The sequence below is a fragment of the Streptomyces sp. CC228A genome (assembly GCF_021390935.1).
Lineage (GTDB): Bacteria > Actinomycetota > Actinomycetes > Streptomycetales > Streptomycetaceae > Streptomyces.
Genome location: NZ_JAJPUI010000001.1, coordinates 263,695 through 284,582 on the forward strand (window position 1 = coordinate 263,695; position 20,888 = coordinate 284,582).

18 protein-coding genes, 2 pseudogenes and 1 riboswitch are annotated in these 20,888 nt (G+C 75.2%); of the genes and pseudogenes, 10 read left to right on the plus strand and 10 right to left on the minus strand.

All coding sequences use genetic code 11. The features are described 5' to 3' along the window. Positions 1–48 precede the first annotated feature (48 nt). Entirely contained in the window at positions 49–1,326 is a 1,278-nt protein-coding gene (locus L6E17_RS01170; RefSeq protein ID WP_236238926.1) for a hemolysin family protein, read from the plus strand. A gap of 132 nt (positions 1,327–1,458) precedes the next feature. Here L6E17_RS01170 and L6E17_RS01175 read toward each other — a convergent pair whose 3' ends face one another. The 4 genes from L6E17_RS01175 to L6E17_RS01190 all read right to left on the minus strand — a co-directional run bounded on the left by L6E17_RS01175 (position 1,459) and on the right by L6E17_RS01190 (position 6,863). Beyond that, positions 1,459–2,475 (minus strand): TerC family protein, encoded by a 1,017-nt coding sequence (locus L6E17_RS01175; protein ID WP_236239592.1) that lies wholly within the window; start codon positions 2,473–2,475, stop codon positions 1,459–1,461. Positions 2,476–2,906: 431 nt separating this feature from the next. Continuing rightward, positions 2,907–4,163: a Na+/H+ antiporter NhaA gene (nhaA, locus tag L6E17_RS01180; protein WP_236238927.1), complete on the minus strand. Its 1,257-nt coding sequence runs from the start codon at positions 4,161–4,163 to the stop codon at positions 2,907–2,909. A 285-nt stretch (positions 4,164–4,448) separates the two neighbouring features. Next, positions 4,449–6,290 carry a glycoside hydrolase family 15 protein gene (locus L6E17_RS01185; RefSeq protein ID WP_236238928.1) on the minus strand — a complete coding sequence of 614 codons (1,842 nt, stop codon included), beginning with the start codon at positions 6,288–6,290 and terminating at the stop codon, positions 4,449–4,451. A 180-nt stretch (positions 6,291–6,470) separates the two neighbouring features. Then, positions 6,471–6,863 (minus strand): hypothetical protein, encoded by a 393-nt coding sequence (locus tag L6E17_RS01190; protein ID WP_236238929.1) that lies wholly within the window; start codon positions 6,861–6,863, stop codon positions 6,471–6,473. Positions 6,864–7,653: 790 nt separating this feature from the next. Between L6E17_RS01190 and L6E17_RS01195 the strand changes: the two genes are divergently transcribed. Both L6E17_RS01195 and L6E17_RS01200 read left to right on the plus strand, forming a co-directional pair. Next, entirely contained in the window at positions 7,654–7,971 is a 318-nt protein-coding gene (locus L6E17_RS01195) for a hypothetical protein (protein ID WP_236238930.1), read from the plus strand. Between the two features lie 320 nt (positions 7,972–8,291). Next, positions 8,292–8,472, plus strand: a riboswitch (cyclic di-AMP (ydaO/yuaA leader). A 132-nt stretch (positions 8,473–8,604) separates the two neighbouring features. Then, a complete protein-coding gene (locus tag L6E17_RS01200; RefSeq protein ID WP_236239593.1) occupies positions 8,605–9,045 on the plus strand; it encodes a C40 family peptidase in 441 nt (146 codons plus the stop codon). 122 nt (positions 9,046–9,167) lie between these two features. Here L6E17_RS01200 and L6E17_RS01205 read toward each other — a convergent pair whose 3' ends face one another. From L6E17_RS01205 to L6E17_RS01215, 3 genes and pseudogenes are all read right to left on the minus strand, one after another. Beyond that, positions 9,168–9,596, minus strand: a complete 429-nt coding sequence (locus tag L6E17_RS01205) for an ATP-binding protein (RefSeq protein WP_236238931.1) — start codon at positions 9,594–9,596, stop codon at positions 9,168–9,170. 480 nt (positions 9,597–10,076) lie between these two features. Further along, positions 10,077–10,784 (minus strand): AAA family ATPase, encoded by a 708-nt coding sequence (locus L6E17_RS01210; RefSeq protein ID WP_236238932.1) that lies wholly within the window; start codon positions 10,782–10,784, stop codon positions 10,077–10,079. A 454-nt stretch (positions 10,785–11,238) separates the two neighbouring features. After that, positions 11,239–12,458 (minus strand): annotated as a pseudogene (locus L6E17_RS01215) (8-amino-7-oxononanoate synthase). A gap of 185 nt (positions 12,459–12,643) precedes the next feature. On the opposite strand from L6E17_RS01215, the gene bioB reads away from it, so the two are divergent. The 6 genes and pseudogenes from bioB (at position 12,644) to L6E17_RS01245 (ending at position 18,901) form a co-directional block, all read left to right on the plus strand. After that, complete coding sequence (bioB, locus tag L6E17_RS01220) at positions 12,644–13,873, plus strand: biotin synthase BioB (protein WP_236238933.1); 1,230 nt, start codon at positions 12,644–12,646, stop codon at positions 13,871–13,873. Beyond that, the gene (locus L6E17_RS01225) at positions 13,866–15,161 is read left to right on the plus strand and encodes an adenosylmethionine--8-amino-7-oxononanoate transaminase (RefSeq protein WP_236238934.1); all 1,296 of its coding nucleotides are present in this window, start codon (positions 13,866–13,868) and stop codon (positions 15,159–15,161) included. Before bioB ends, L6E17_RS01225 begins: the two co-directional genes overlap by 8 nt. Position 15,162: 1 nt before the next feature. Beyond that, on the plus strand, positions 15,163–15,894 hold the full coding sequence (gene bioD / locus L6E17_RS01230; protein WP_236238935.1) for a dethiobiotin synthase: 732 nt from the start codon (positions 15,163–15,165) through the stop codon (positions 15,892–15,894). 499 nt (positions 15,895–16,393) lie between these two features. Then, complete coding sequence (locus L6E17_RS01235) at positions 16,394–16,738, plus strand: VOC family protein (protein WP_236238936.1); 345 nt, start codon at positions 16,394–16,396, stop codon at positions 16,736–16,738. 76 nt (positions 16,739–16,814) lie between these two features. After that, positions 16,815–17,498, plus strand: a complete 684-nt coding sequence (locus tag L6E17_RS01240; RefSeq protein ID WP_236238937.1) for a class I SAM-dependent methyltransferase — start codon at positions 16,815–16,817, stop codon at positions 17,496–17,498. 205 nt (positions 17,499–17,703) lie between these two features. Further along, a pseudogene (locus tag L6E17_RS01245) lies at positions 17,704–18,901 on the plus strand (MFS transporter). A gap of 91 nt (positions 18,902–18,992) precedes the next feature. Here L6E17_RS01245 and L6E17_RS31315 read toward each other — a convergent pair. From L6E17_RS31315 to L6E17_RS01260, 3 genes are all read right to left on the minus strand, one after another. Continuing rightward, on the minus strand, positions 18,993–19,325 hold the full coding sequence (locus L6E17_RS31315; RefSeq protein ID WP_374108972.1) for a hypothetical protein: 333 nt from the start codon (positions 19,323–19,325) through the stop codon (positions 18,993–18,995). A gap of 269 nt (positions 19,326–19,594) precedes the next feature. Further along, entirely contained in the window at positions 19,595–19,966 is a 372-nt protein-coding gene (locus tag L6E17_RS01255; RefSeq protein WP_236238938.1) for a fic family toxin-antitoxin system, toxin component, read from the minus strand. A gap of 79 nt (positions 19,967–20,045) precedes the next feature. Then, on the minus strand, positions 20,046–20,297 hold the full coding sequence (locus L6E17_RS01260; protein ID WP_236238939.1) for a toxin-antitoxin system HicB family antitoxin: 252 nt from the start codon (positions 20,295–20,297) through the stop codon (positions 20,046–20,048). 99 nt (positions 20,298–20,396) lie between these two features. On the opposite strand from L6E17_RS01260, the gene L6E17_RS01265 reads away from it, so the two are divergent. Continuing rightward, positions 20,397–20,834: a GNAT family N-acetyltransferase gene (locus tag L6E17_RS01265; RefSeq protein WP_236238940.1), complete on the plus strand. Its 438-nt coding sequence runs from the start codon at positions 20,397–20,399 to the stop codon at positions 20,832–20,834. The last annotated feature ends 54 nt before the right edge of the window (positions 20,835–20,888 follow it).

Sequence of the window (20,888 nt, forward strand, 5' to 3'; positions counted from 1 at the left end):
CGGACGAGCCGGACGGCGCGGGATGCCGGCGGATGGCACGGTGGCCTCATGGACGGCTACTGGTCGACCCTCCTGCTCCTCGCCGCGCTGATCGTGCTCAACGCGCTGTTCGCCGGAAGCGAGATCGCCCTGATCTCGCTGCGCGAGGCCCAGATCAGGCGTCTGGGCCGCAGCGGGAGAGCCTCCGCCGCCCGGCTGGTACGCCTCGTGGAGGACCCGAACCGGTTCCTGGCCACCATTCAGATCGGCATCACCCTGGCGGGCTTCCTCGCCTCCGCCACCGCGGCCGTCGCACTCGCCGAGCCGCTCGTGCCGGCCCTGGGCTTCGCCGGGCGGGCCGCAGAGCCGCTGGCGATCGGCCTCGTCACCCTCGTGCTCACCTTCGCGACCCTGGTCGCGGGCGAGCTCGCACCCAAACGCCTCGCCATGCAGTACGCCGAACGGTGGGCCCTGCTCGCGGCGACCCCGCTGGACGTGCTGGCCACCGCGTCCCGCCCGGTCGTGTGGGCGCTGAGCCGGACCACCAACGTCATCGTCCGGCTGTTCGGCGGCGACCCGCGGGAGACCGAGGCGCCGCCGAGCCCCGAGGAGCTGCGGGACATGGTCGTCGGCCACGGGGGGCTCACCGCCGAGCAGCGGACCATCATCTCCGGGGCCCTGGAGATCCACGAGCGGCCCCTGCGCGCCGTCCTGATCCCGCGGCGCCAGGTGTTCACCCTGCCCGACGGCATGCAGGCCGCCCGGGCACGCGTCGAGCTGGCCCGCTCCGGGCACTCGCGTGCCCCGGTCGTCCGGGCCGGCCACGTGGACGAGGTCGTCGGCATCGTCCACCTGCGCGACCTGATCACGGCCGACGACGGCTCCTCCGTCGCCACCCTCGCCCACGCCGTGCCCTTCTACTCCGACTTCATGAAGGTCTCCGAGGCGCTGCGGCGCCTGATGGCGGCCCGTCAGCAGTTCGCCGTGGTCGTGGACGAGCACGGCTCCGTCGGCGGCATCGTGACGGTCGAGGACCTGCTGGAGGAGATCGTCGGGGAGATCTACGACGAGACCGACCGCGACGTGTCGGCCGTGCGCACCCAGCGCGACGGGACGCTGCTGCTGCCGGGCAGTTTTCCCGTGCACGACCTCCCCGATCTGGGTGTCGACGTCGGCGACCTCGCCCACGGCCCGTACACGACCGTCGCGGGCCTCGTCCTGGCCCGGCTGGGGCACCTGCCGCAGCGGCCCGGGGAGAGCATCCGGCTCGGGGACTGGTCCGTCGAGATCACCGGCGTCGACCGGCATGCCATCACGACGGTCCGACTCAGGCCGCAGCCCCGCTGACCCGCCCGGCCGGAGCCGCCCGGCGGCTGCCCGCTGCCGGCAGCCACCGGGCGGCTCAGCGGTGGCCCGGTCGGTGCGGCCGGATGGCGCCGAGCCGTACGAGGGGCCGCGCAGAGGGCCGGCGCGCCCTGTTCAGCGGGCAGCCCGGCGGTCGGAGTCGTCCCGCTTCTCGGGGTGCGCGCGCAGCGAACCGGGGTGGGCCTTGGCGGTCGGGTCCTGGCGGGTCTTGATGAGGCTGGCCACGGTGACGACCGCGAGGACGCCGCCGATCACGGCGAGGCTGACCGGGGTGGGGATCTCGGGAACCGCCTCGTTCACGTCGATGTGCGCCCAGTGGAGGATGAGCTTGACACCGATGAACGCGAGGATCAGCGCGAGACCGGTGGACAGGTACACCAGCCGGTCGAGCAGCCCCTTGACCAGGAAGAACAGGGCGCGCAGGCCCAGCAGGGCAAAGGCGTTGGCGACGAAGACGATGTACGCCTCCTGGGTGACGCCGAACACCGCGGGGATGGAGTCGAGCGCGAAGAGCAGGTCGATGCTGCCGATGGCGAGGAGGACGATGAACAGCGGGGTGACCATCCGCCGTCCGTCGACGCGTGTGGTGAGCCTGCCGCCCACATACTCCGGGGTGACCGGCAGGAACCTGCGCGCGGCCCTCACCATGACGTTGTCGTCGATGTCGGGGTCCTCGTCGCGGTGCCGGAACAGCTGCACGGCCGTGTAGATCAGCAGCAGTCCGAACAGCAGGAACATGAACGAGAACAGGGCGAGCAGGGTGGCGCCCAGCGCGATGAAGATGGCCCTCATGACCAGGGCGAGCACGATGCCGAAGGTCAGCACCTTGTGCTGGTGCTCCTCCGGCACGGCGAAGGTGCTCATGATGATGACGAAGACGAAGAGGTTGTCGACGGACAGGCTCTTCTCGACGATGTAGCCCGCGAAGTACTCGGTGCCGTACTGGCCGCCGTACCGCAGGCCGAACCAGACGCCGAAGCCCACCGCGACGAGGATGTAGAACACCGACCACGCCGTGGCCTCACCGAAGCCGACCCGGTGCGGGCGTACGGCGGCCATGATCAGGTCGACGGCGAGCAGGGCGAGGATCAGGCCGATGGTGACGGCCCAGACGAGTGCGCTGATGTCCAGCACCTGTCCTCCATTCGGGTTCCGCGTCAGGTACCGGGGCCCGGTGGCTCCCGGCCTTGCGCTCGGTCTCGGTTCGCGGGGGGCTGAGTCGCGGGTCGGTAGTCGTTCCACGGCCGGTCGTGGCCCCGGTCGGCCGTGCTCTGCGGTCGGTCGTGGTCAGGTCGGGTCCCGGTCGGCCGTGCTCTGCTGTCGGTCGTGGTCAGGTCGGTCGTGGTCTGCTGTCGGTCGGTCCCGGTTTCCGGTCGGTCCCGGTTCCCGGTCGGTCCCGGTTCCCGGCGGTCGGGTTCACGGCGATCGGCGGTGTGCGGCCGGTGCCGGGCCCGGCCGGCCCGGCGGCCACTGAATGCGGTGCCGACCCCCGGGCGGTTCCCGGTTCACCCGTACGGTCCAGGTGGCCTGTCTGGAGTCCTCGTTCCTCGCGGTGCCGGTTTTCAGTCCTGTCCCCCGGTGCCGGCCCGGTCTCCCGGCGGGCCCCCGGCCGGCGGGGGCGCCGCGCCGGTGGCACCGGTCGGAGCGGTGAGCAGCAGCACCGCCCCCAGGACGGCCGAGACCGCGGATGCAGCAAGGATGCCGACCTTCGCCTGGCCGATCAACGCCGCGTCGGTGAAGGCGAGGTCGGTGATGAACAAGGAGACGGTGAAGCCGATACCCCCCAACGCGGCGGCACCGAGGATCTCCCGGCGGTGCATGTCCCCCGGCAGGGTCCCCCAGCCCAGCCGCCGCACCAGGTGGGCGACCCCTCCGATACCGACGATCTTGCCGGCGACGAGTCCGACCGCGACCGCCCAGGTGACGGACTGGCCGAAGGCGTCACCCAGCGCGCCGCCGCGGAGGTCCACGCCCGCGTTGGCCAGCGCGAAGACGGGGACGATGAGGAAGGCGCTGACCGGGTGCAGGGAGTGCACCAGATCGTTCAGGACCTCGCGGCCGCCGACGGGCCGGGCCGGGGTGAGCAGTCCGAGGGCGACCCCGGCGAGCGTGGCGTGCACCCCGGACTCCAGGGTGGCGAACCAGACGAGCACCCCCACGGGTACGTACGCCCAGGGCGAGCTCACGCCCGCCCGCCGCATGCCCGCGGCGACCAGCAGCCCGGCCACGGCGGCGGCCAGCCACCAGAGACCCACGCTCCCGGTGTAGAAGAGCGCGATGACGCCGATGGCGAGGATATCGTCGACGATGGCGACGCTGAGCAGGAAGAGCTTCGCGCCGGTGGAGGCGCGGCGGCCCAGCAGGGCCAGGATTCCCACGGCGAAGGCGATGTCGGTGGCCATCGGGATGCCCCAGCCGCGGCCCGCCTCCCCGCCTCCGGCGAGGGCCGCGTACAGCAGGGCGGGAAGCACGACGCCGCCGACGGCGGCCAGCGCGGGCAGGGCCGCGGCCCGGCGGTCGCGCAGTTCCCCCACGGCCAGTTCCCGCTTGATCTCCAGGCCGATGACGAAGAAGAAGAGGACCATCAGCCCGTCGTTGACCCAGTGCTGCAGATCGTGGGTGATGCTCGCGTCCCCGCCGCCGAGGGTGATCTTCTGCGCCCAGAACGCGGCGTACCCGTCGGCGGCGGGGCTGTTGGCCCACACGAGCGCCACGAGCGCGGCGAGGACGAGCACGAGGCCGCCCGCGCTCTCCGCGTGCAGGAACGCCCGCAGCGGGGAGAGGACCGCGAGCGTCGCACGCCTGATCGGACCGGTCACGCCTTCCGTCGCCTCCTGTCACGGTGGTCGCTGTTCGCCCGCGGGGCGGCGCACACGTTCGCTCCGACTTTCACAGAGATCCGTACGGGTCGCAGCCGCGACCCACCGGACGGCGGGTCCGACGTCGGCCGTTTCCCTCCGCAGGGGCGGGAGGGGCGGCCGGGGAGCCGTGCGGGGCTTCCCCGGCCGGGACGCGGCCGGGGAGGGGTTCGGGAGGCCCGGGTGCGGCCGGCCGGGGACGCGGCAGGCCCGGGACGCGGCAGGCCCGGGTGCGGCCCGTGGCGGTCAGGTGAACCACGCTCCCGTGGACAGCTCCGGGTCCGTGCCACGGGCGGTACGGGCCAGGGCCACGGCGCTGGAGACCAGTCCGACATGGCTGATCGCCTGGGGGAAGTTGCCGAGGAACGTCCCGTCGGACGGGTCGATCTGCTCCGGCAGCAGCCCCAGCCCGTTCGCGTGCGAGCACAGCCGTTCGAAGAGTTCGCCCGCCTCGTCGGTGCGCCCCTGCCCCAGGAGGTTGTCCACGAGCCAGAAGCTGCACAGCAGGAACGCTCCCTCCGGCTGGCGGTCGAGGCCGTCGGGTGAACGGTCCGGCAGGTAGCGGTACAGCAGTCCGCCGCCCGCCCCCAGCCGCTCCGCGACCGCCTTCACAGTGGCGGCCATCTTCGGGTGGTCGGCGGGCACCACGCGGCGCAGCGGCAGCGCGAGCAGCGACGCGTCGAGCGAGGTGCCGCCGCCGAGGTCCTCGGTGAGTGCGCGGACCCGGTCGTTCCAGGCGTGGTGCAGGATCCGCTCGGTCAGCTGCTCGGCCTGCCGTGCCCAGGAGTCGGCGTCGCCCGGCAGGTCCAGTCGGCGCGCGAGCCTGGCGGCCCGGTCGAGGGCCACCTGGCACATGGCCGCCGAGTAGGTGAAGGGCCGACCGGACGTGCGGACCTCCCAGATGCCGTGATCGGGGGTACGCCAGGCGTGTCCGGCCCGCTCGGCGAGCCCCGCCAGCCACTGCCACAGCCGCGGGTCGAAGGTGCCACCGGTCGCCGCCCGCTGGAAGGCGCAGTCGAGGATCTCCCCGTACACGTCGTGCTGGGTCTGCTCGACGGCCGCGTTCCCCCACCGCACCGGGGCGGAGCGGCGGTGGCCTTCGAGTTCCTCGTCCACGGACTCCGGGGCCGGTACGTTCCCGTCGATGTCGTACAGCACCCGCGGCTGGTGGTTGTGGCGTGCGGCGGCCAGGGCCCAGTCCAGGAAGCCCCCGGCCTCCTGCGGGAGCCCGATACGGCGCAGGGCGAACACGGTGTAGGCGGCGTCGCGGATCCAGGAGTAGCGGTAGTCCCAGTTCCGCGTGCCTCCGATGTGCTCGGGCAGCGAGGACGTGGGGGCGGCGATGATCGCCCCGTTCTCGACGTGGTCGAGGAGCTTCAGGGTCAGGGCCGACCGGCGCACGAGGTCGGGGCGCGGCACGCCCTCGACCACGAAGCCGGCCCAGCGCCGCCAGGCGCGCAGCGTGGCCTGGAGGCCGTCGTCCGCCGAGTCGTACGGGCTGGGTGAGGGATCCCAGCGCAGCCGGACCACCAGTTCCTGCCCCGCCTGGAGGGTCACTTCCGGGTCGGCGGGGGCCAGCGGAGGCGACGACCTCAGGTGCAGGGTGAGGTCCTGCCTGCGGCAGTCGAGCAGCCATGCGTCGCCGCTGCGCCGCACGTGGGCGCCGCCGCGCGGCTCCAGGTGGAGCCGGAGGGTGACCTCGCCGCGGGTGACCCGGGCGCGGCGGACGAGTTCCCCGGCGGCCGCCGGGGCGTCCTCCTCCAGCCTCGCGCCGGGGCGCAGGAGGAAGGCGTCCGTCACCTCGACGGCTCCGCTGTCCGTGCGCAGTTCCGTGACCAGGACGGCGGTGTCGTCGACGTAGCGCTGCCGGCTCTCCCGCACGTCCGCCGGGGAGAGCCGGAACGTGCCGCCGTGGCGCCGGTCGAGCAGCGAGCAGAACACGGGGTCCGCGTCGAACCGGGGGACGCACATGAAACTGATCTCCGTGTCCCGGCCGACCAGGGCGCTGCCGCGGCCGTCGCCGATCAGGCCGTGGTCCTCGATCGGCAGGTATCCCTCTTTCCGTGTGGGTGGTTGCCAGAGCGTCATGCGTCCGCAAGTACCCAGAACCGCGCACTTGATCGCTACGTCGGCACCGCGTCGTGCGACCGGTGCCCCGCGGGGGTCAGGCCGTGGACCCGAGCCGTGCCGTCCGCGGCCCGTGCGCTCCCGCTTGCAGCGGCGTCCGGGCAGGCGGCATGCACCTGTCGAGCCGGGCCGCGCCCCGGTTCAGATGCCGGGGCCGTACCCGGGGTCCGGGTGCTGGCGCGGGGTCCACCACTCGGTGAGGCCCCACACGCCGAGCGCGATCGCGGCCACGGCGGCGATCCCCGCGGCCCACGGGCGGCGCGTCCAGCGCAGGCCCAGCATCCAGGCCGCGAGCGGGACCGCCGCGCCGCCGAGCACGATGAGGGGCAGGTCGACGAAGACCACGCTGAGATCGCGGGCGTGGGCCTCGAAGCCGCCGTCGATGCTGAACGCGGCACGGGGCGTCCAGACGACCGCCCCGGTCGTCGCCCCCGCTGCCGTGAGCAGGCAGCCGGCCGTGTCCCTCGCCGCTCCGCCGGATCCGGCTGTCGGCGTCGTGCTTCCCGTTCCTCTGCTTCCTTTGCGTATGCCCATGCCCCTGCCGGACGCACGAGCGCTTCCTGTGGTTCCGGCGGGGCCGCGGCGGCCCGTCGGGGGCGGCTGCCCGAACCGCCGGCGCCCCGTCCGAGGGCATACGGGCTCGTCCCTGCTCGCCACCGTGACACCCCTGTGGCGAGCGGTCCGGGAAACGGCCGCCGGGCGCCGTGGCGTCGCCGAGCCGGGCGGCACCCTGGTGACGGCCTGCGGCCTCCGTGACCACCGTGGCGGCTGCCGCCGGGCCCCGGGCCGGGCGCGGCCGTACGCCCTACGCCGCAGGCAGCGGCAATCGGCTGACCCCGCGCTGGACGCCCCCGCGGCCCCAGCGGAGCAGGAGGGAGCGCGCGGCACGGCGTACCCCGCGCATGGCCGCAGCACCCGTGCCGGGCGTCGCGCCGGACCGCGCTGAGCGCCGGCTGCCGGAGCGAGCGCACCCGCCGACGGGGCACGACGAGGGACACGCGCCCGTGCGGGGCGCGCCGGCCGGGACGGGTTCGGCTGCCGCACGCGCGGCGCTCGGCAGCGGGCCCGAACCGGCGGTACTCACCGGGCACCACCTCGGCCGGGGCCGGCTGCGGGCCCCGGGCAGCACGCAGACCTGGACCTCCGCGCCCGGGAGCTGCTGCGTCAGCGGGAGCGGGTGGCGGGTCTCCTGGCGCGGCGCACAGGGCGGGAGGCCGCCCGGGTGCGGGCCGGTCTCGCGCGGGATGCGGGTGCTCGACGCGACCGGCGCACAGGCGCACGGCCTCGTGGACGAGGTGGTCCGCGGCCGGCGGGAGGCGGGCCGTTGACTCCCGCCCGGGCGTCGGAGCCGCCGCCCCTGCCCGCGCTGCCCCAGGCGGAGGGTGCCTGCGCGGGCGGCTGTCCGGACACCGTGGACCTCCTGGCCCGCCTCGGCCCCGCCCGCTGCGCGCACACATACGGCGCACCGCGTGCGGGCCGGGCGCTGGTCGGGCGGGCCGCCGTGCTGCGCGACGCGCTGCCCCCGATGCACGAGCGGGGCGGGCACGAGGTGCACGCCCCGACCCTGGCGCGTGCGCTGCGTGCGCTGGACGGTGAGCGGCGCACCGGCCGTGTGACGCTGCCTCAAGATCCCGTGCGCTGACCGGTTTCAGGCCCGTCCGTGCGACGGGCCCTCGCCCGTTCGGCCGACGCAAACGGACGAACTTCGTACGGCGCGACTTGCGGGCGCAGTGGACGCAGTCGACGGCGCACGGCCGCTCCGCCGCTGGTACGGGGCTCAGTAGCGCTACGCCACGGGCCCGTGCGGACGCCTTGTCCACCTGATCGGATCAGTCGTGACGAGGCTCACACCGCTCATTTCGCTCTCGGGATTCCGGCGGCCGGCGGGAAAGATCCGTCTCGACGACAAGCCCCCGCCACCCCGGCGGGGCGGTCCGGGCGGACGCCGAGTCCTGCCGCCGTCCGGACGCCAGGTCGACACCAGTGGATCGGCAGGAGTGGAGGACCCGAGCAGTACGGGACGACCGACCGCGCACCGCGGGGTCGCCAGTCCCTTGGGGTGAAGCCGCGTCAGCGGCCGGGCATCTTCGTCCTGTCCGAACCCGACAGGCAATCCTTCACAGGCGGACTGACGAAGGGTACTGCCGTGCCGACGCAGAATCAGGTCCCGTCCCCCCTCACCTCCGACTCCCCCGCAGCGCCGCCTCCCACCGGGGGTCCCGCGCAGCGCACCGGCGGCCACCACGCCGCCGGCCACACCTCCACCGCCGCCAGGATCGCCCGGGTCCTGTCCGCGCTCACCCTCGCCGCCGTGGGCGGGACGCTGCTGACGCCCGGAGCCGCACCGGAGGCGCAGGCCGCCCCGGCCGTGGCGCACAAGGCGCTGAACGTGGCCGCCTCCAAGAAGGGCTCCCCGTACCAGTGGGGAGCGGCGGGCCCGCACCGCTTCGACTGCTCGGGGCTGACGCTCCACTCGTACAAGCGGGCCGGCAAGAAGCTGCCCCGCACCGCGCAGGCGCAGTACAACAAGACGCGGCGGATCTCGAAGACCCACCGCCGCAAGGGTGACCTCGTGTTCTTCCACGGCCGCGGCGGTGTCTACCACGTGGGCATCTACGCCGGGAACAACAAGGTCTGGCACTCGCCGAAGCGCGGGTCGTGGGTGAAGCTGGACCGCATCTGGTCGCGGTCGGTCTCGTACGGCCGCGTGCGCTGACCCGCGGGCACGCCCGGTGCCCTGCCGTGCGGTACGGGGACTCCCGTGGGCAGCGTCCCGCGGGCGCCCCCGTACCGTCGGGCCGCGCCGCCGTGCCGGGTGCCGGGGGCGCCCTGCGTCGGCTACGGCACCGGTGCGGGCCAGGGCAGGGCGATCCACACTGTCTTGCCGCCCTCGTCGGTGGGGGTGACCGACAGGCGGCCGCCGCGCTCGGCGGCCAGCCACCGGATGATCACCATGCCGCGTCCGTTGTCCTGTTGGACGGCCGCCGGGAGCCGCTGCGGCCAGCGCGGATGGCTGTCGGTGACACCGATGCGCAGCCGTTCCTCGCGTTCCAGCCGTACGTCGACGGTGAAGGTGGGCGACTGGCCGAAGGTGTGCTGCACGGCGTTCGTGGCGAGTTCGGAGACGATCAGCCGGACGGCGTCGCCGATGTCGGCGCCTTCCGGCAGGCCCCAGTCGGCGAGGACGTCGCTGACGTATCTGCGGGCGGCGGACACCGAGGCCGGATCGCTCGGCAGGGTGACGGACGCTTCCTGGTGATCTGCCATGGCGACACTGTCCCTTTCCCGCCGGGGCCGGGTCTGCCACGCGACTGCGGGGGCTGGCGCGGTCGGCCTCGGACTGTGTGTTTCGCGTCGTCAGACTGCCACCGATGTCACCGTGACGAGGACCGATCCACCAAGATATGCAGATATCTGTCGCTCGATGCGGTGAACCCTGCCACGTGCGAACGGATTCCCCGGGCCCCGCGCCCGGAATCGGAGCGGCTCCGGCAGTGGCCGGATCCGTCAGCCGCACCGCAGGCGAACACGCCGCCCGGGGCCCGTACGACGCGCACCGGGGCAGCCGACCCCGCGGCCGCGGCAGCAGCCGCCCTCCGGGGCCGTACCACAGCCGCCGGCCCGCCCCGGCACGTCCGCCCCACCCGGTATGGACGTGCTGAGCGCTCGCTTGCGCGGAGGCGCGGCGGCATGGGCGCGGCGGCATCGGGGGCGCACGTCGGCCCCCGCGCGCCGGCGCCGGTCGCCTCAGTCGAGGACGTGCCGCAGGTAGGCGTGCGGGGCGGCGAGGTAGCGGCGCCAGTGGTCGACGAGTTCGAGTTCGTGCCAGGCCGCCCGGCGCATGCCGTGCTCGCCCACCTCCACGATGTCCGCGCCGGGCAGCGCGGTCAGCAGCGGGGAGTGGGTGGCGCACACGACCTGGCCGCCGTTGCGCACGAGCTGGTGGATGTGGCCGAGCAGTTCCAGGCAGGACGCGAAGGACAGCGCGGCTTCGGGCTCGTCCATCACGTACAGCCCCGGCGCCGCGAACTTGCTGCGGAAGGCGGCGAGGAACCCCTCGCCGTGGCTGACCGCGTCCGGCCCGACCCCTTCCCGTTCCAGTGCGTCGAGCGCTGTCTCGGCCCGCAGGAAGAACCCCTTGCGCGCGGACCAGCTGCCCAGCATGCGGCGGCCGCCCGGGGCCGCGTCGAAGCGGATCCGCTCGCCCAGGACCGACTTGGGGCGGTGACTGGCGTAGCGCCAGTCGTGCGAGCCGCCCCAGGAGTCCAGGCCGAACCCTTCCGCGAGCGCCTCCACGAGGGTGGACTTGCCCGAGCCGTTCTCCCCTACGAGGAAGGTGACCGGCGCGCTGAACCGCAGCCCGTCCGCCAGCAGCGCACGCACGGACGGTACCGACCAGGGCCACTCGTCCTCGTCGTAGTCGGCCACACGTACGTACGCGTGTTCGATGATCACTGGCTGATTCTCCCACACAGCGGGACGAACACGTCCGGTGCCGCTCGCCGGAAGCCCTCACCCTGGGCGGGCACACGGCCGCCGCCGCGTGGGCGCGGCGAGCGCCGGGCCGGCGGCCGCATGCCCGGGCCGCGCCGCTCCGGCGTCACCCACGCACGCGCAGGAATCCGCACGACCAGGGCGAGAGGGGTGGTCCGCGACGGTCGCGCATCACGCGACCGCCCTGCCTCACGCACCCGCAGGGAATCGAGCCGAGCCGCGGGCGGCCCGGCAGCAGCGGTACGCCGAGAGGGCCGCACGCCGAGAGAGGCGGCATTCCGCCACCGGCTCCGTGCCCGCCCCCGAACCCCGGGGGCTCCGACCGTCCGCCGTGGCGGGCGCGGCGTCCGCACGCGACCACGGGGTGCCGGCGGCCCCGTCGGGCCGCCGCTCCCCGGCGCCTCCCGCGGGCGGCCTACGACCAGGGCGAGGTACGCAGGACCGCGGCCACGGCCTCGTCGACCTGGCGTTCCGTCAGGTCCGCGCGGGCGGTGAGGCGGAGGCGCGAGATGCCGTCGGGGACGGACGGGGGGCGGAAGCAGCCGACCGCGAGGCCCTCGGCCCGGCAGTCCGCGGCCCAGCGCACCGCCTGCTCCGGAGCCGGGGCGTGGACGGAGACCACCGCCGCGTCGGGACGGGCCGCCGTCAGCCCGGCCGCGGTCAGGCGGCCGTGGAGTCCTGCCGCCACTGCGCGGGCCCGTGCGGCGCGCTCCGGTTCGCGGCGCAGCAGCCGCAGGGCGGCGAGTGCGGCGGCCGCCGCGGCCGGGGCGAGACCGGTGTCGAAGATGAACGTCCGGGCGGCGTTCACCAGGTGCTCGATGACGGCGGCGGGACCGAGCACCGCTCCGCCCTGGCTGCCGAGCGACTTGGACAGGGTGACAGTGGCGACGACATCCGGCGCACCGGACAGGCCGGACGCGTGGAGGGCGCCCCGCCCGCCCTCGCCCAGGACGCCGAGGCCGTGCGCGTCGTCGACGAGCAGGGCGGCGCCGTGCTCGCGGCACACCGCGTGGAGCGCGCCGAGCGGCGCCGCGTCGCCGTCGACGGAGAACACCGAGTCGGTGACGGCGAGGGCCGCCGCCCGGCGTGGGCGGCGAGGGTCTTGCGCACGGCCTCGGGGTCGGCGTGCGGGACGACGGCGGTCTCGGCCCGGGCGAGCCGGCAGCCGTCCACGAGGGAGGCGTGGTTGTCCGCGTCGGAGACGAGCAGGGAACCGCGGGCGCTCAGTGCGGTGACGGCGGCGAGGTTCGCGGCGTACCCGGACGAGAAGACGAGCGCGGCCTCGAAGCCGCAGAAGGCCGCGAGCTCCCGCTCCAGTTCGGCGTGCAGCTCCGTGGAGCCGGTGACCAGCCGGGAGCCGGTGGCGCCCGCGCCCCAGAGGCGGGCCGCGTCCGCGGCGGCGCCGGTCACCTCCGGGTGGTGCGCCAGGCCCAGGTAGTCGTTGCCCGCGAGGTCCAGCAGGCCGGTGTCGCCGGGGCGGGGCCGCAGGGTGCGCACGAGCCCGGCGGCGGCCCGTCGGCGTGCCTCCTCGGCGATCCACGCGAAGGCGCCCCCGCGCGGGTCCCCGGCCGCTTCCCGGCCCGGGGGGTCGAGCGGCCCGTGCGGTGCGCCCGGCTCCTGCGGCTGCTGCGGCATGCGCCCGGTCCCTTCCTGCGGCCTGCTGCCCCGGCATGGCGTCCGCGTGGCGGGTTTGTAGGCAGCGCACAGACCCTAGCGAATGACAGGCCCGGTCAGAGTGTGGTCATACACACACCCCATGCGGGCCCTGTTGTGGGTTTCCACCTTGGCCCGGGGGTACGGCATGGGTCAGGATCAGCGCCATGGACCTGTTGAACACGCTGGTGGACAAGGGGCTGCGGCGTGAGCTGCCGAGCCGCGATGAGGCGCTCGCCGTGCTGGCGACCTCCGACGACGAGCTGCTGGACGTGGTGGCCGCGGCCGGGAAGGTGCGGCGCCACTGGTTCGGGCGGCGGGTGAAGCTCAACTACCTGGTCAACCTGAAGTCCGGGCTGTGCCCCGAGGACTGCTCGTACTGCTCCCAGCGGCTGGGTTCCAAGGCGGACATCCTCAAGTACACCTGGCTGAAGCCGGAGGACGCCTCGAAGGCGGCCGCAGCGGGCGTCGCGGGCGGCGCCAAGCGGGTCTGCCTGGTGGCGAGCGGCCGGGGCCCCACGGACCGGGACATCGACCGCGTGTCGAAGACCATCGAGGCCATCAAGGAGGAGAACGAGGGCGTCGAGGTCTGCGCCTGCCTGGGCCTCCTCTCCGACGGCCAGGCGGAGCGGCTGCGCTCCGCGGGAGCCGACGCGTACAACCACAACCTGAACACGTCCGAGGGGACGTACGGGGACATCACGACCACCCACACCTACGCGGACCGGGTGGACACGGTCACCAAGGCGCACGCCGCCGGACTGTCCGCCTGCTCGGGTCTGATCGCGGGCATGGGGGAGACGGACGAGGACCTCGTCGATGTCGTGTTCGCCCTGCGCGAGCTGGACCCGGACTCCGTGCCGGTGAACTTCCTCATCCCGTTCGAGGGCACGCCCCTCGCCAAGGAGTGGAACCTGACGCCGCAGCGGGCGCTGCGCATCCTGGCGATGGTCCGGTTCGTCTGCCCCGACGTGGAGGTCCGGCTGGCCGGCGGCCGCGAGGTGCACCTGCGGTCCCTGCAGCCGCTGGCCCTGCACCTCGCCAACTCCATCTTCCTCGGCGACTACCTGACCAGCGAGGGCCAGGCGGGCAGGGCGGACCTGGACATGATCGCCGACGCCGGCTTCGAGGTGGAGGGCGCCGACACGACGACGCTGCCCGCGCACCGCGCTGACGCGGCGGGCGGCGGCTGCGGCTCCGGCGGCGGCTGCGGCTCGGGCTCCGGCGACGTGTGCGGCACGGCTCCGGAGGCGGCCGGCACCGACCCGGAGGACACCGGCACCGGGCAGGAGGCCACCGCGGGCACTGCGGCGCAGGCCGCGCCGGGCTCCGCGCGGACGGACCTGGTCGCGGTGCGCCGCCGCGGCGCGGGCACCGACCTCGCCCCCAATGCCTGAGCCGTCCTACGACCCGGCCCGGCTGATCGCGCTGGACCGGGAGCACGTGTGGCACCCGTACGGACCGATGCCCGGACGTGTCGACCCGCTCGTGGTGGCGTCGGCGTCCGGGGTGCGGCTGCGGCTGGCCGAGCCGGTCCACGACCGGACCGAACTCGTCGACGGCATGTCGTCGTGGTGGTCCGCCGTCCACGGCTACAACCACCCGGTGCTCAACGAGGCGGTGCGCGGCCAGCTGGACCGGATGAGCCACGTGATGTTCGGCGGGCTCACCCACGAGCCCGCCGTCCGGCTCGCCACCCGCCTGGTGGAGATCACCCCCGAGCCGCTGCGGCACGTGTTCCTCAGCGACTCCGGCTCGGTGTCCGTCGAGGTCGCCGTCAAGATGTGCCTCCAGTACTGGCGCTCCACCGGCCGTCCGGCGAAGCAGCGGCTGCTGACCTGGCGCGGCGGCTACCACGGGGACACCTGGCAGCCGATGTCGGTGTGCGACCCGGAGGGCGGGATGCACGAGCTGTGGCAGGGGGCGCTGCCCCGGCAGGTGTTCGCGCCCCCGCCGCCCGCGGCGTACGACGAGGGCTACGCGCAGGAGCTGCGCTCCCTGATCGCCCGGCACGCCGACGAGCTGGCCGCGGTCATCGTGGAGCCGGTCGTCCAGGGTGCGGGCGGCATGCGGTTCCACTCCCCCGCCTATCTGCGGGTGCTGCGGGAGGCGTGCGACGCCCACGGCGTGCTGCTGGTCTTCGACGAGATCGCGACCGGCTTCGGCCGCACGGGCACGCTGTTCGCCGCGGACCAGGCGGGCGTGTCCCCCGACGTGATGTGCCTGGGCAAGGCGCTGACCGGCGGCTACCTCTCCATGGCGGCGACCCTCTGCACGTCCCGGGTCGCCGAGGGCATCTCGCAGGGCGAGGTGCCGGTGCTGGCGCACGGCCCGACCTTCATGGGCAATCCGCTGGCGGCCGCCGTGGCCTGCGCCTCCGTGGAACTGCTGCTGGGCCGGGACTGGGCGGGCGAGGTCAAGCGGATCGAGACGGGACTGGCGGAGGGCCTGGCCGGCGCGCGGGAGGTGCCCGGCGTACGGGACGTCCGGGTGCTCGGCGCGATCGGAGTGGTCCAGCTCGACCACCCGGTCGACATGGCGGCGGCCACGGCGGCCGCCGTGCGGGAGGGCGTGTGGCTGCGCCCCTTCCGGGACCTGGTGTACGTCATGCCGCCGTATGTGACGGGCGACGACGACCTGGCGCTGATCTGCCGGGCCGTCCGCGCGGCGGCGAAGGAGGGCTGACATGGCACAGGCACAGGCACAGGCACACGGCATCATCGTGGTGACCGGCACCGGCACCGAGGTCGGCAAGACGGTCGTGACGGCGGCGCTCGCCGCGGTGGCGGCCGCGCAGGGCCGGTCGGTGGCGGTGCTGAAACCCGCGCAGACGGGCGTGGCCCCGGGCGAACCGGGCGACGCGGACGAGGTCGCGCGGCTGGCCGGGGACGGGGTCGTCGGCCGGGAACTCGCCCGCTATCCGGAACCGCTCGCCCCGGCGACGGCGGCCCGGCGCGCCGGGCTGGACCCGGTGCGGCCGCGGCAGGTGGCCAAGGCGGCGGAGAAGCTGGCCGCCGCACACGACCTGGTGCTGGTGGAGGGCGCCGGGGGGCTGCTGGTGCGGTGGGACGACGAAGGGAGCACCCTCGCGGACGCGGCACGGCTGCTGGGCGCGCCGGTGCTCGTGGTCGCCGCCGCCGGCCTGGGCACCCTCAACCTCGCCGCCCTCACCGGCGAGGCGCTGCGGGCGCGGGGCCTGGAGCAGTCGGGCGTGGTGGTCGGCAGCTGGCCGGCCGATCCGGGCCTGGCGGAGCGCTGCAATCTGACCGATCTGCCGGTCGTCGCACAGGCCCCGCTGCTGGGCGCGGTCCCGCAGGGCGCGGGCGCCCTCGCGCCTGCCTCCTTCCGCGCCGCCGCGCCCGCGTGGCTCGCGCCGGACCTGGGCGGCACCTGGAGCCCCGACGCACTGACGGCCTGAGCCCGGACCCGTCGCGGGGCCCCGTCGGCATACGCGGGGCGTGCGCAGCTCGCGTGCGACCGGCTGAAAGGAGCGCGCGGCCGGGCGGCAGGTCGTGCGGGGCTCGCGTGCCTGCCGGCTGAACGGAGCCCGCGGCGGGGCGGCAAGCGGCGCGCGGCTCGCGTGCCGGCTGGTCGGCTGGCCGGCCGGGCGGGCAGTGTCTGCGGCGGGGCCGGCAGGCGGTGCGGGCCCGGCAGAAGCTGCCAGCCGACCCGAAGAAGTCCACGGCGTGGGCGGCCGTCGGGGTGCTCGGCCCGGAGGCGCCGATCGGCCGGAAGGCGTCCTCAGCGGGAGAGGGCGTCCACAGCGGGAGGCGGTCCGCGGGCGAGCCCGGCCGTCGCTGACGCGTGCGTCCGGGCGGCGCTGCGGGCGCGGGCGCGGGGGTACGGGCAACGGCACGGGTGCCGGCAACGGCCGGGCGGCCCTGCGGGCGCGGGCGCGGGCCGCATAGGGTGCCCGCATGCGAGCCACCGTGAGCGAGATCGTGTTCGACTGCGCCGACCCCGCGGCGCTGGTGCGTTTCTGGGCCGGACTGCTCGGGGGCGACCCCGTGGACCGGAGCCCGGACTGGTCGTACGTGGAGCCGCCGGGTTTCGTCCGTGTGGCGTTCCAGCGGGTACCGGAGGGCAAGGCGGTGAAGAACCGGCTGCACCTGGACCTGTCCGCAGGGGACGTGGAAGCCGCCGCCGACGAGGCGGTGCGGCGCGGCGCGGTACGGGTCGGCGGACTCGTGCGCGACGAGCAGGGACCGTTCCAGGTGCTGCGGGACCCGGAAGGCAACGAGTTCTGCTTCGTGGGCGGCTGACCGGCCGGCGCGGCGGATACGGGGCACAATCCCCGTATCCGCCCATGTATCCGCCGTGTCTCCCGAGGAGGTCGCGATGACGGACCGCAGCGCCAGGGCCGCCCGTACGCGTGAGCCCGTCCACCACCCGCTGTTCGCCCGCTTCTACGCACGCGTGAGCGTGCTCGGCGAAACGAAGGCCGGGATCGGCGCGCACCGCAGGGAGTTGCTGGACGGGCTGTCGGGCCGCGTCGTCGAGGTGGGCGCGGGCAACGGCCTGAACTTCGCCCACTACCCGTCGACCGTCTCCGAGGTCGTCGCCATCGAACCGGAGCGGGTGCTGCGGCGGATGGCCGTGGAGGCGGGGCTGCGGGCGGACGTGCCGGTGGACGTGGTGCCGGGAGTGGCGGAGGCGCTCCCGGTGAAGAGCGAGGCGTTCGACGGGGCCGTCGTGTCGCTGGTGCTGTGCAGCGTGCGGGACGTGCGGCGGTCCCTCGCCGAGGTGCGGCGGGTGCTGCGCCCGGGCGGGGAACTGCGGTTCTACGAGCACGGCAGGGCCCCGGGGCACGTGATGGCGGCGGCTCAGCGGGTACTGGACGCCACGGTGTGGCCGCGCCTGTTCGGTGGCTGCCACACCGGCCGCGATCCGCTGGCGGCCGTGGAGGCGGCCGGCTTCGAGGTGGTGACCTACCGTCGGCTGCGGGTCCCCGGGCAGGGCGCGCTGCTGCCGACGTCGCCGCACGTACTGGGGGTGGCGCGGCGCCCGCTGTCCGACGGCTGACCGCCGCCCGCACCCACGGGCCGCCGCTCGCCCGCCGCCCGACGGCCGGCCGCATCCCCTCCGGCCGCCGGGCCGGTGGTGGGTGCTGCCTACAATCAGGCATGGATGCGCGGAGGATACGTTGACGTCGCCGGCCGCCCGCCTCGACGCCGGGGAGGACGCACCGGCCGGGGCCGCGGCCGCCCAGCGCCGGGTGCTGGCCGTGCTGGTCGCGGCCCAGGTACTGAGCGGCGCCGGTCTTGCAGCCGGTATCACGGTGGGGGCGCTGCTGGCGCAGGAGATGCTGGACTCGACCCGCCTGTCAGGGCTGCCGAGCGGCCTGTTCACCGCGGGCTCCGCGGTGGCCGCGGTGCTGGTGGGGCGGGTGTCGCAGCGCCACGGCAGGCGGCCGGGGCTCGCAGCCGGGTACGCCGCGGGTGCCGTGGGCAGCGCCGGCGTCATCGCGGCCGCCGTGGCGGACAGCGCCCCGCTGCTGTTCCTGTCGCTGTTCGTGTACGGCGCGGGCTCCGCCACCAACCTCCAGGCCCGCTATGCCGGGGCGGACCTGGCCGACCCCGGCACCGGGGCCGGGCCGTGAGCACCGTGCTGGTCGCCACGACGCTGGGCGGTGTGGTCGGTCCGAACCTGGCGGCTCCCACGGGTGCCGTCGCGCAGGCGCTGGGGGTGCCCCGCCTCGCGGGGCCGTTCCTGCTGGCGGGTGCCGCGTACGCGGCCGGGGCGCTGTTCCTCGCGGTGTGGCTGCGGCCCGACCCGCTGCTGCTCGCGCGGGAGATCGCGGCGTCGCCGCAGCAGCCGGCGGGCGCCGGGGCGAGCCGGGCGCGGTCGCCCCGCCCCGCCACGGCCTGCCGCTGGGCGCCGGCGTCATGGGCCTGGCCCAGCTGGTGATGGTGGCGATCATGACGATGACGCCGGTCCACATGCACGCCCACGGGCACACCACGGCGGCTTCGGGCTTGGTGATCTCCCTCCATGTGGCGGCGATGTTCCTGCCGTCCCCGCTGACCGGGTGGCTCGTCGACCGTGCGGGCCGGCTGTGGACGGCATGCGCGTCCGGCGTGGTCCTGCTGGCCGCGGGTGCGCTGGCGGCGGGTGCTCCGCCGACCTCGCTGCCGTTGCTCACGGCGGCCCTGGTGCTGCTGGGGCTCGGCTGGAACCTCGGGCTCATCAGCGGCACGGCGCTCATCACGGACAGCGTGGCGCTGGCGACCCGGGCCCGTACGCAGGGCATGGTCGACGTGGCCATCGCGGCCGCCGGGGCCGTGGGCGGCATGGCGTCCGGGTTCGTCGTGGCGGACGCCGGCTATCCGGTGCTCGCAGCGGTCGGCGGGGCGCTGGCCCTGACACTGCTCCCCGCGGTGGCCCTCCTCGGCCGGGCGCGCAGCGCGCCGCACGGACGGGGCTGAGGCAGTACGGGCGGCAGCGCGCCGGACCGGGGTGAACGGGCGGGGCGCGGGGCGCGGACGGCCGGGGCCGCCGCCCGTATGCCGCCGTCCGCTACCCGCCCCGGCGTTCGGCGGCCGCGTGCCACCAGGCGGGCGGTGACGGCCCGTCGGCGCGGGCGGCGGGCTGGTCGGGGTGGAGCCCGAGGCGCCGCAGGGCGTCCGGCAGGACCCGTACGTGCCACCAGCCGCGCCAGTGGCCGTCGGGCCCGGGGGCGCAGGCCAGGCCGAAGGACACCTCCTCGTCCGAGAAGGGCATCCAGTCGATGCCGCGCTCCCGCAGCCAAGCCCGCAGAGCGGCGCGGGGGCGGGCGGAGCCGGGGGCGTTCTCGTAGCCGAGGAGGGCGATCCAGTCGGTGTGCGGGTCGCGGTACGGATGGCTGGCCATGGCCGCCATGATGCCGCCACGCCCCAGGCTGCCGCCGCGGCTGCGGCCACGCCGGTGCGGGCGGGCGGCGCCGAGGTGCCGCCAGGGAGGGGCGGTCGCGAGAGGCCGGGGGCTGCGCACACGGTTCCGGGGTTCCGGGGGTGGGCGGGCTATGGCGACGTGCCGGCGGTGCGGGCGTGCGGCACCGGGTACGGGAGGGGCGGGCGGCCCCGGAGGCGGGGTGGGCGGGCTGCCCGTGCCGGGCGCGGGCCGCCCGCCCGCCCCGTGGGCTACAGCGTCCAGCGCTTCAGTTCCACGGCGATGGCCCGGACGTCGGCGCGGCCGTTCTTGACGAGCCGTGCGAGGTCGCGGACGCGCTCCGGTGACGTGGCCACCCGGAGTCCGGACGCGACGAGGTAGCCGTGCGCGACGGCGCAGGCGAACAGCGCGTTGGAGTGCTCCAGCGCCGGGACGTGCAGGAGCAGTTGGAGGAGGGCGGCGGCCCGGGTGTGGGGCTGGTCGTAGACGGCGATGTCGAAGATCTTGGCGTCGTGGCGGCTGACGGCGGCGACGAGGGCGCCCCAGTCGGCGACCTGGGGGTCGCCGGGCGTCTTCTGCTCCGCGACCATGAGCAGCCACGCGAGGTCGATGGTGGGGTTCATGCGTGCCGGCCGCGCTCCAGGCGGGCGCGGGCCGCGGGCCGGGGCGTACCCGTGCCGGGCCGGGGCGGCGGTGCGGCCGTCACCGGTCGGCCTCGGGGCGGGGCGCCGGTCCCCGGGTCGTGTCGCCGTGGAACTCCTCGGCGAACACCGCCTCGTACTGCTTCATGAAGTCGGCTGCCGCCTCCACGAAGGTGCGGCCGGTCTCACCGGCGTCGCGCTGGACGAGTTCCTCGATGTACCGGTTCACACTGACCCCCCGCTGCTGTGCCATACGGCGGGCGGTCTCGGCCGTGGCCTCGTCCACCCGCACGTTCAGCTGAGTCTTCGCCATCCCACCACGCTAGCGCCAACGCGCTAGCACAACAAGGGGTGGGAGGAAGCCGGCGGAAACCCGGTCGACGGGGCGTCCCGCCGGTGGTGGGATGCGGCGGTGAACGATCTTCGACTGCGTATACGGACCGCCTCCCCCGACGACCTGGACCGCGTCCTGGCGTTCTGGAGGACGGCCGCCGAAGGGACCAGCATCAGTGACGACCGTGACGGCGTCGGCAGGCTGGTGGCACACGATCCGGAGGCGCTGCTGCTCGCGGAGGACCTGGCCGACGGCACCCTGGTGGGCACGGTGATCGCCGGGTTCGACGGCTGGCGGTGCCACCTGTACCGGCTCGCGGTCCACCCGGACCGGCGGCGGCGCGGCATCGGGACCGCCCTGCTCGGCGCCGCCGAGGAGCGGTTCGTCCGGCTCGGGGGCCGCCGCGGGGACGCGATGGTCCTGGACGGGAACGAGCGGGCGCACCACGCCTGGCGGGCGGCGGGGTACACACCGCAGCACGAGTGGAGCCGCTGGGTCAGACCGCTGGCGGACTGAGCGCTGGGCCGACCGGCCGACGGACCGGCTGGTCGGCGGCGCACCCCTGACCGA

Excerpts from the sequence above, each read along its gene's own strand:
- L6E17_RS01170 (WP_236238926.1), top strand. The coding sequence starts at position 49 with ATGGACGGCTACTGGTCGACCCTCCTGCTCCTCGCCGCGCTGATCGTG.
- bioB (WP_236238933.1), top strand. The coding sequence starts at position 12,644 with ATGGACCTGTTGAACACGCTGGTGGACAAGGGGCTGCGGCGTGAGCTG.
- bioD (WP_236238935.1), top strand. The coding sequence starts at position 15,163 with ATGGCACAGGCACAGGCACAGGCACACGGCATCATCGTGGTGACCGGC.
- L6E17_RS01205 (WP_236238931.1), bottom strand. The coding sequence starts at position 9,596 with ATGGCAGATCACCAGGAAGCGTCCGTCACCCTGCCGAGCGATCCGGCC.
- L6E17_RS01260 (WP_236238939.1), bottom strand. The coding sequence starts at position 20,297 with ATGGCGAAGACTCAGCTGAACGTGCGGGTGGACGAGGCCACGGCCGAG.
- L6E17_RS01225 (WP_236238934.1), top strand. The coding sequence starts at position 13,866 with ATGCCTGAGCCGTCCTACGACCCGGCCCGGCTGATCGCGCTGGACCGG.
- L6E17_RS01235 (WP_236238936.1), top strand. The coding sequence starts at position 16,394 with ATGCGAGCCACCGTGAGCGAGATCGTGTTCGACTGCGCCGACCCCGCG.
- L6E17_RS01240 (WP_236238937.1), top strand. The coding sequence starts at position 16,815 with ATGACGGACCGCAGCGCCAGGGCCGCCCGTACGCGTGAGCCCGTCCAC.
- L6E17_RS31315 (WP_374108972.1), bottom strand. The coding sequence starts at position 19,325 with ATGGCCAGCCATCCGTACCGCGACCCGCACACCGACTGGATCGCCCTC.
- L6E17_RS01190 (WP_236238929.1), bottom strand. The coding sequence starts at position 6,863 with ATGGGCATACGCAAAGGAAGCAGAGGAACGGGAAGCACGACGCCGACA.
- L6E17_RS01255 (WP_236238938.1), bottom strand. The coding sequence starts at position 19,966 with ATGAACCCCACCATCGACCTCGCGTGGCTGCTCATGGTCGCGGAGCAG.
- L6E17_RS01185 (WP_236238928.1), bottom strand. The coding sequence starts at position 6,290 with ATGACGCTCTGGCAACCACCCACACGGAAAGAGGGATACCTGCCGATC.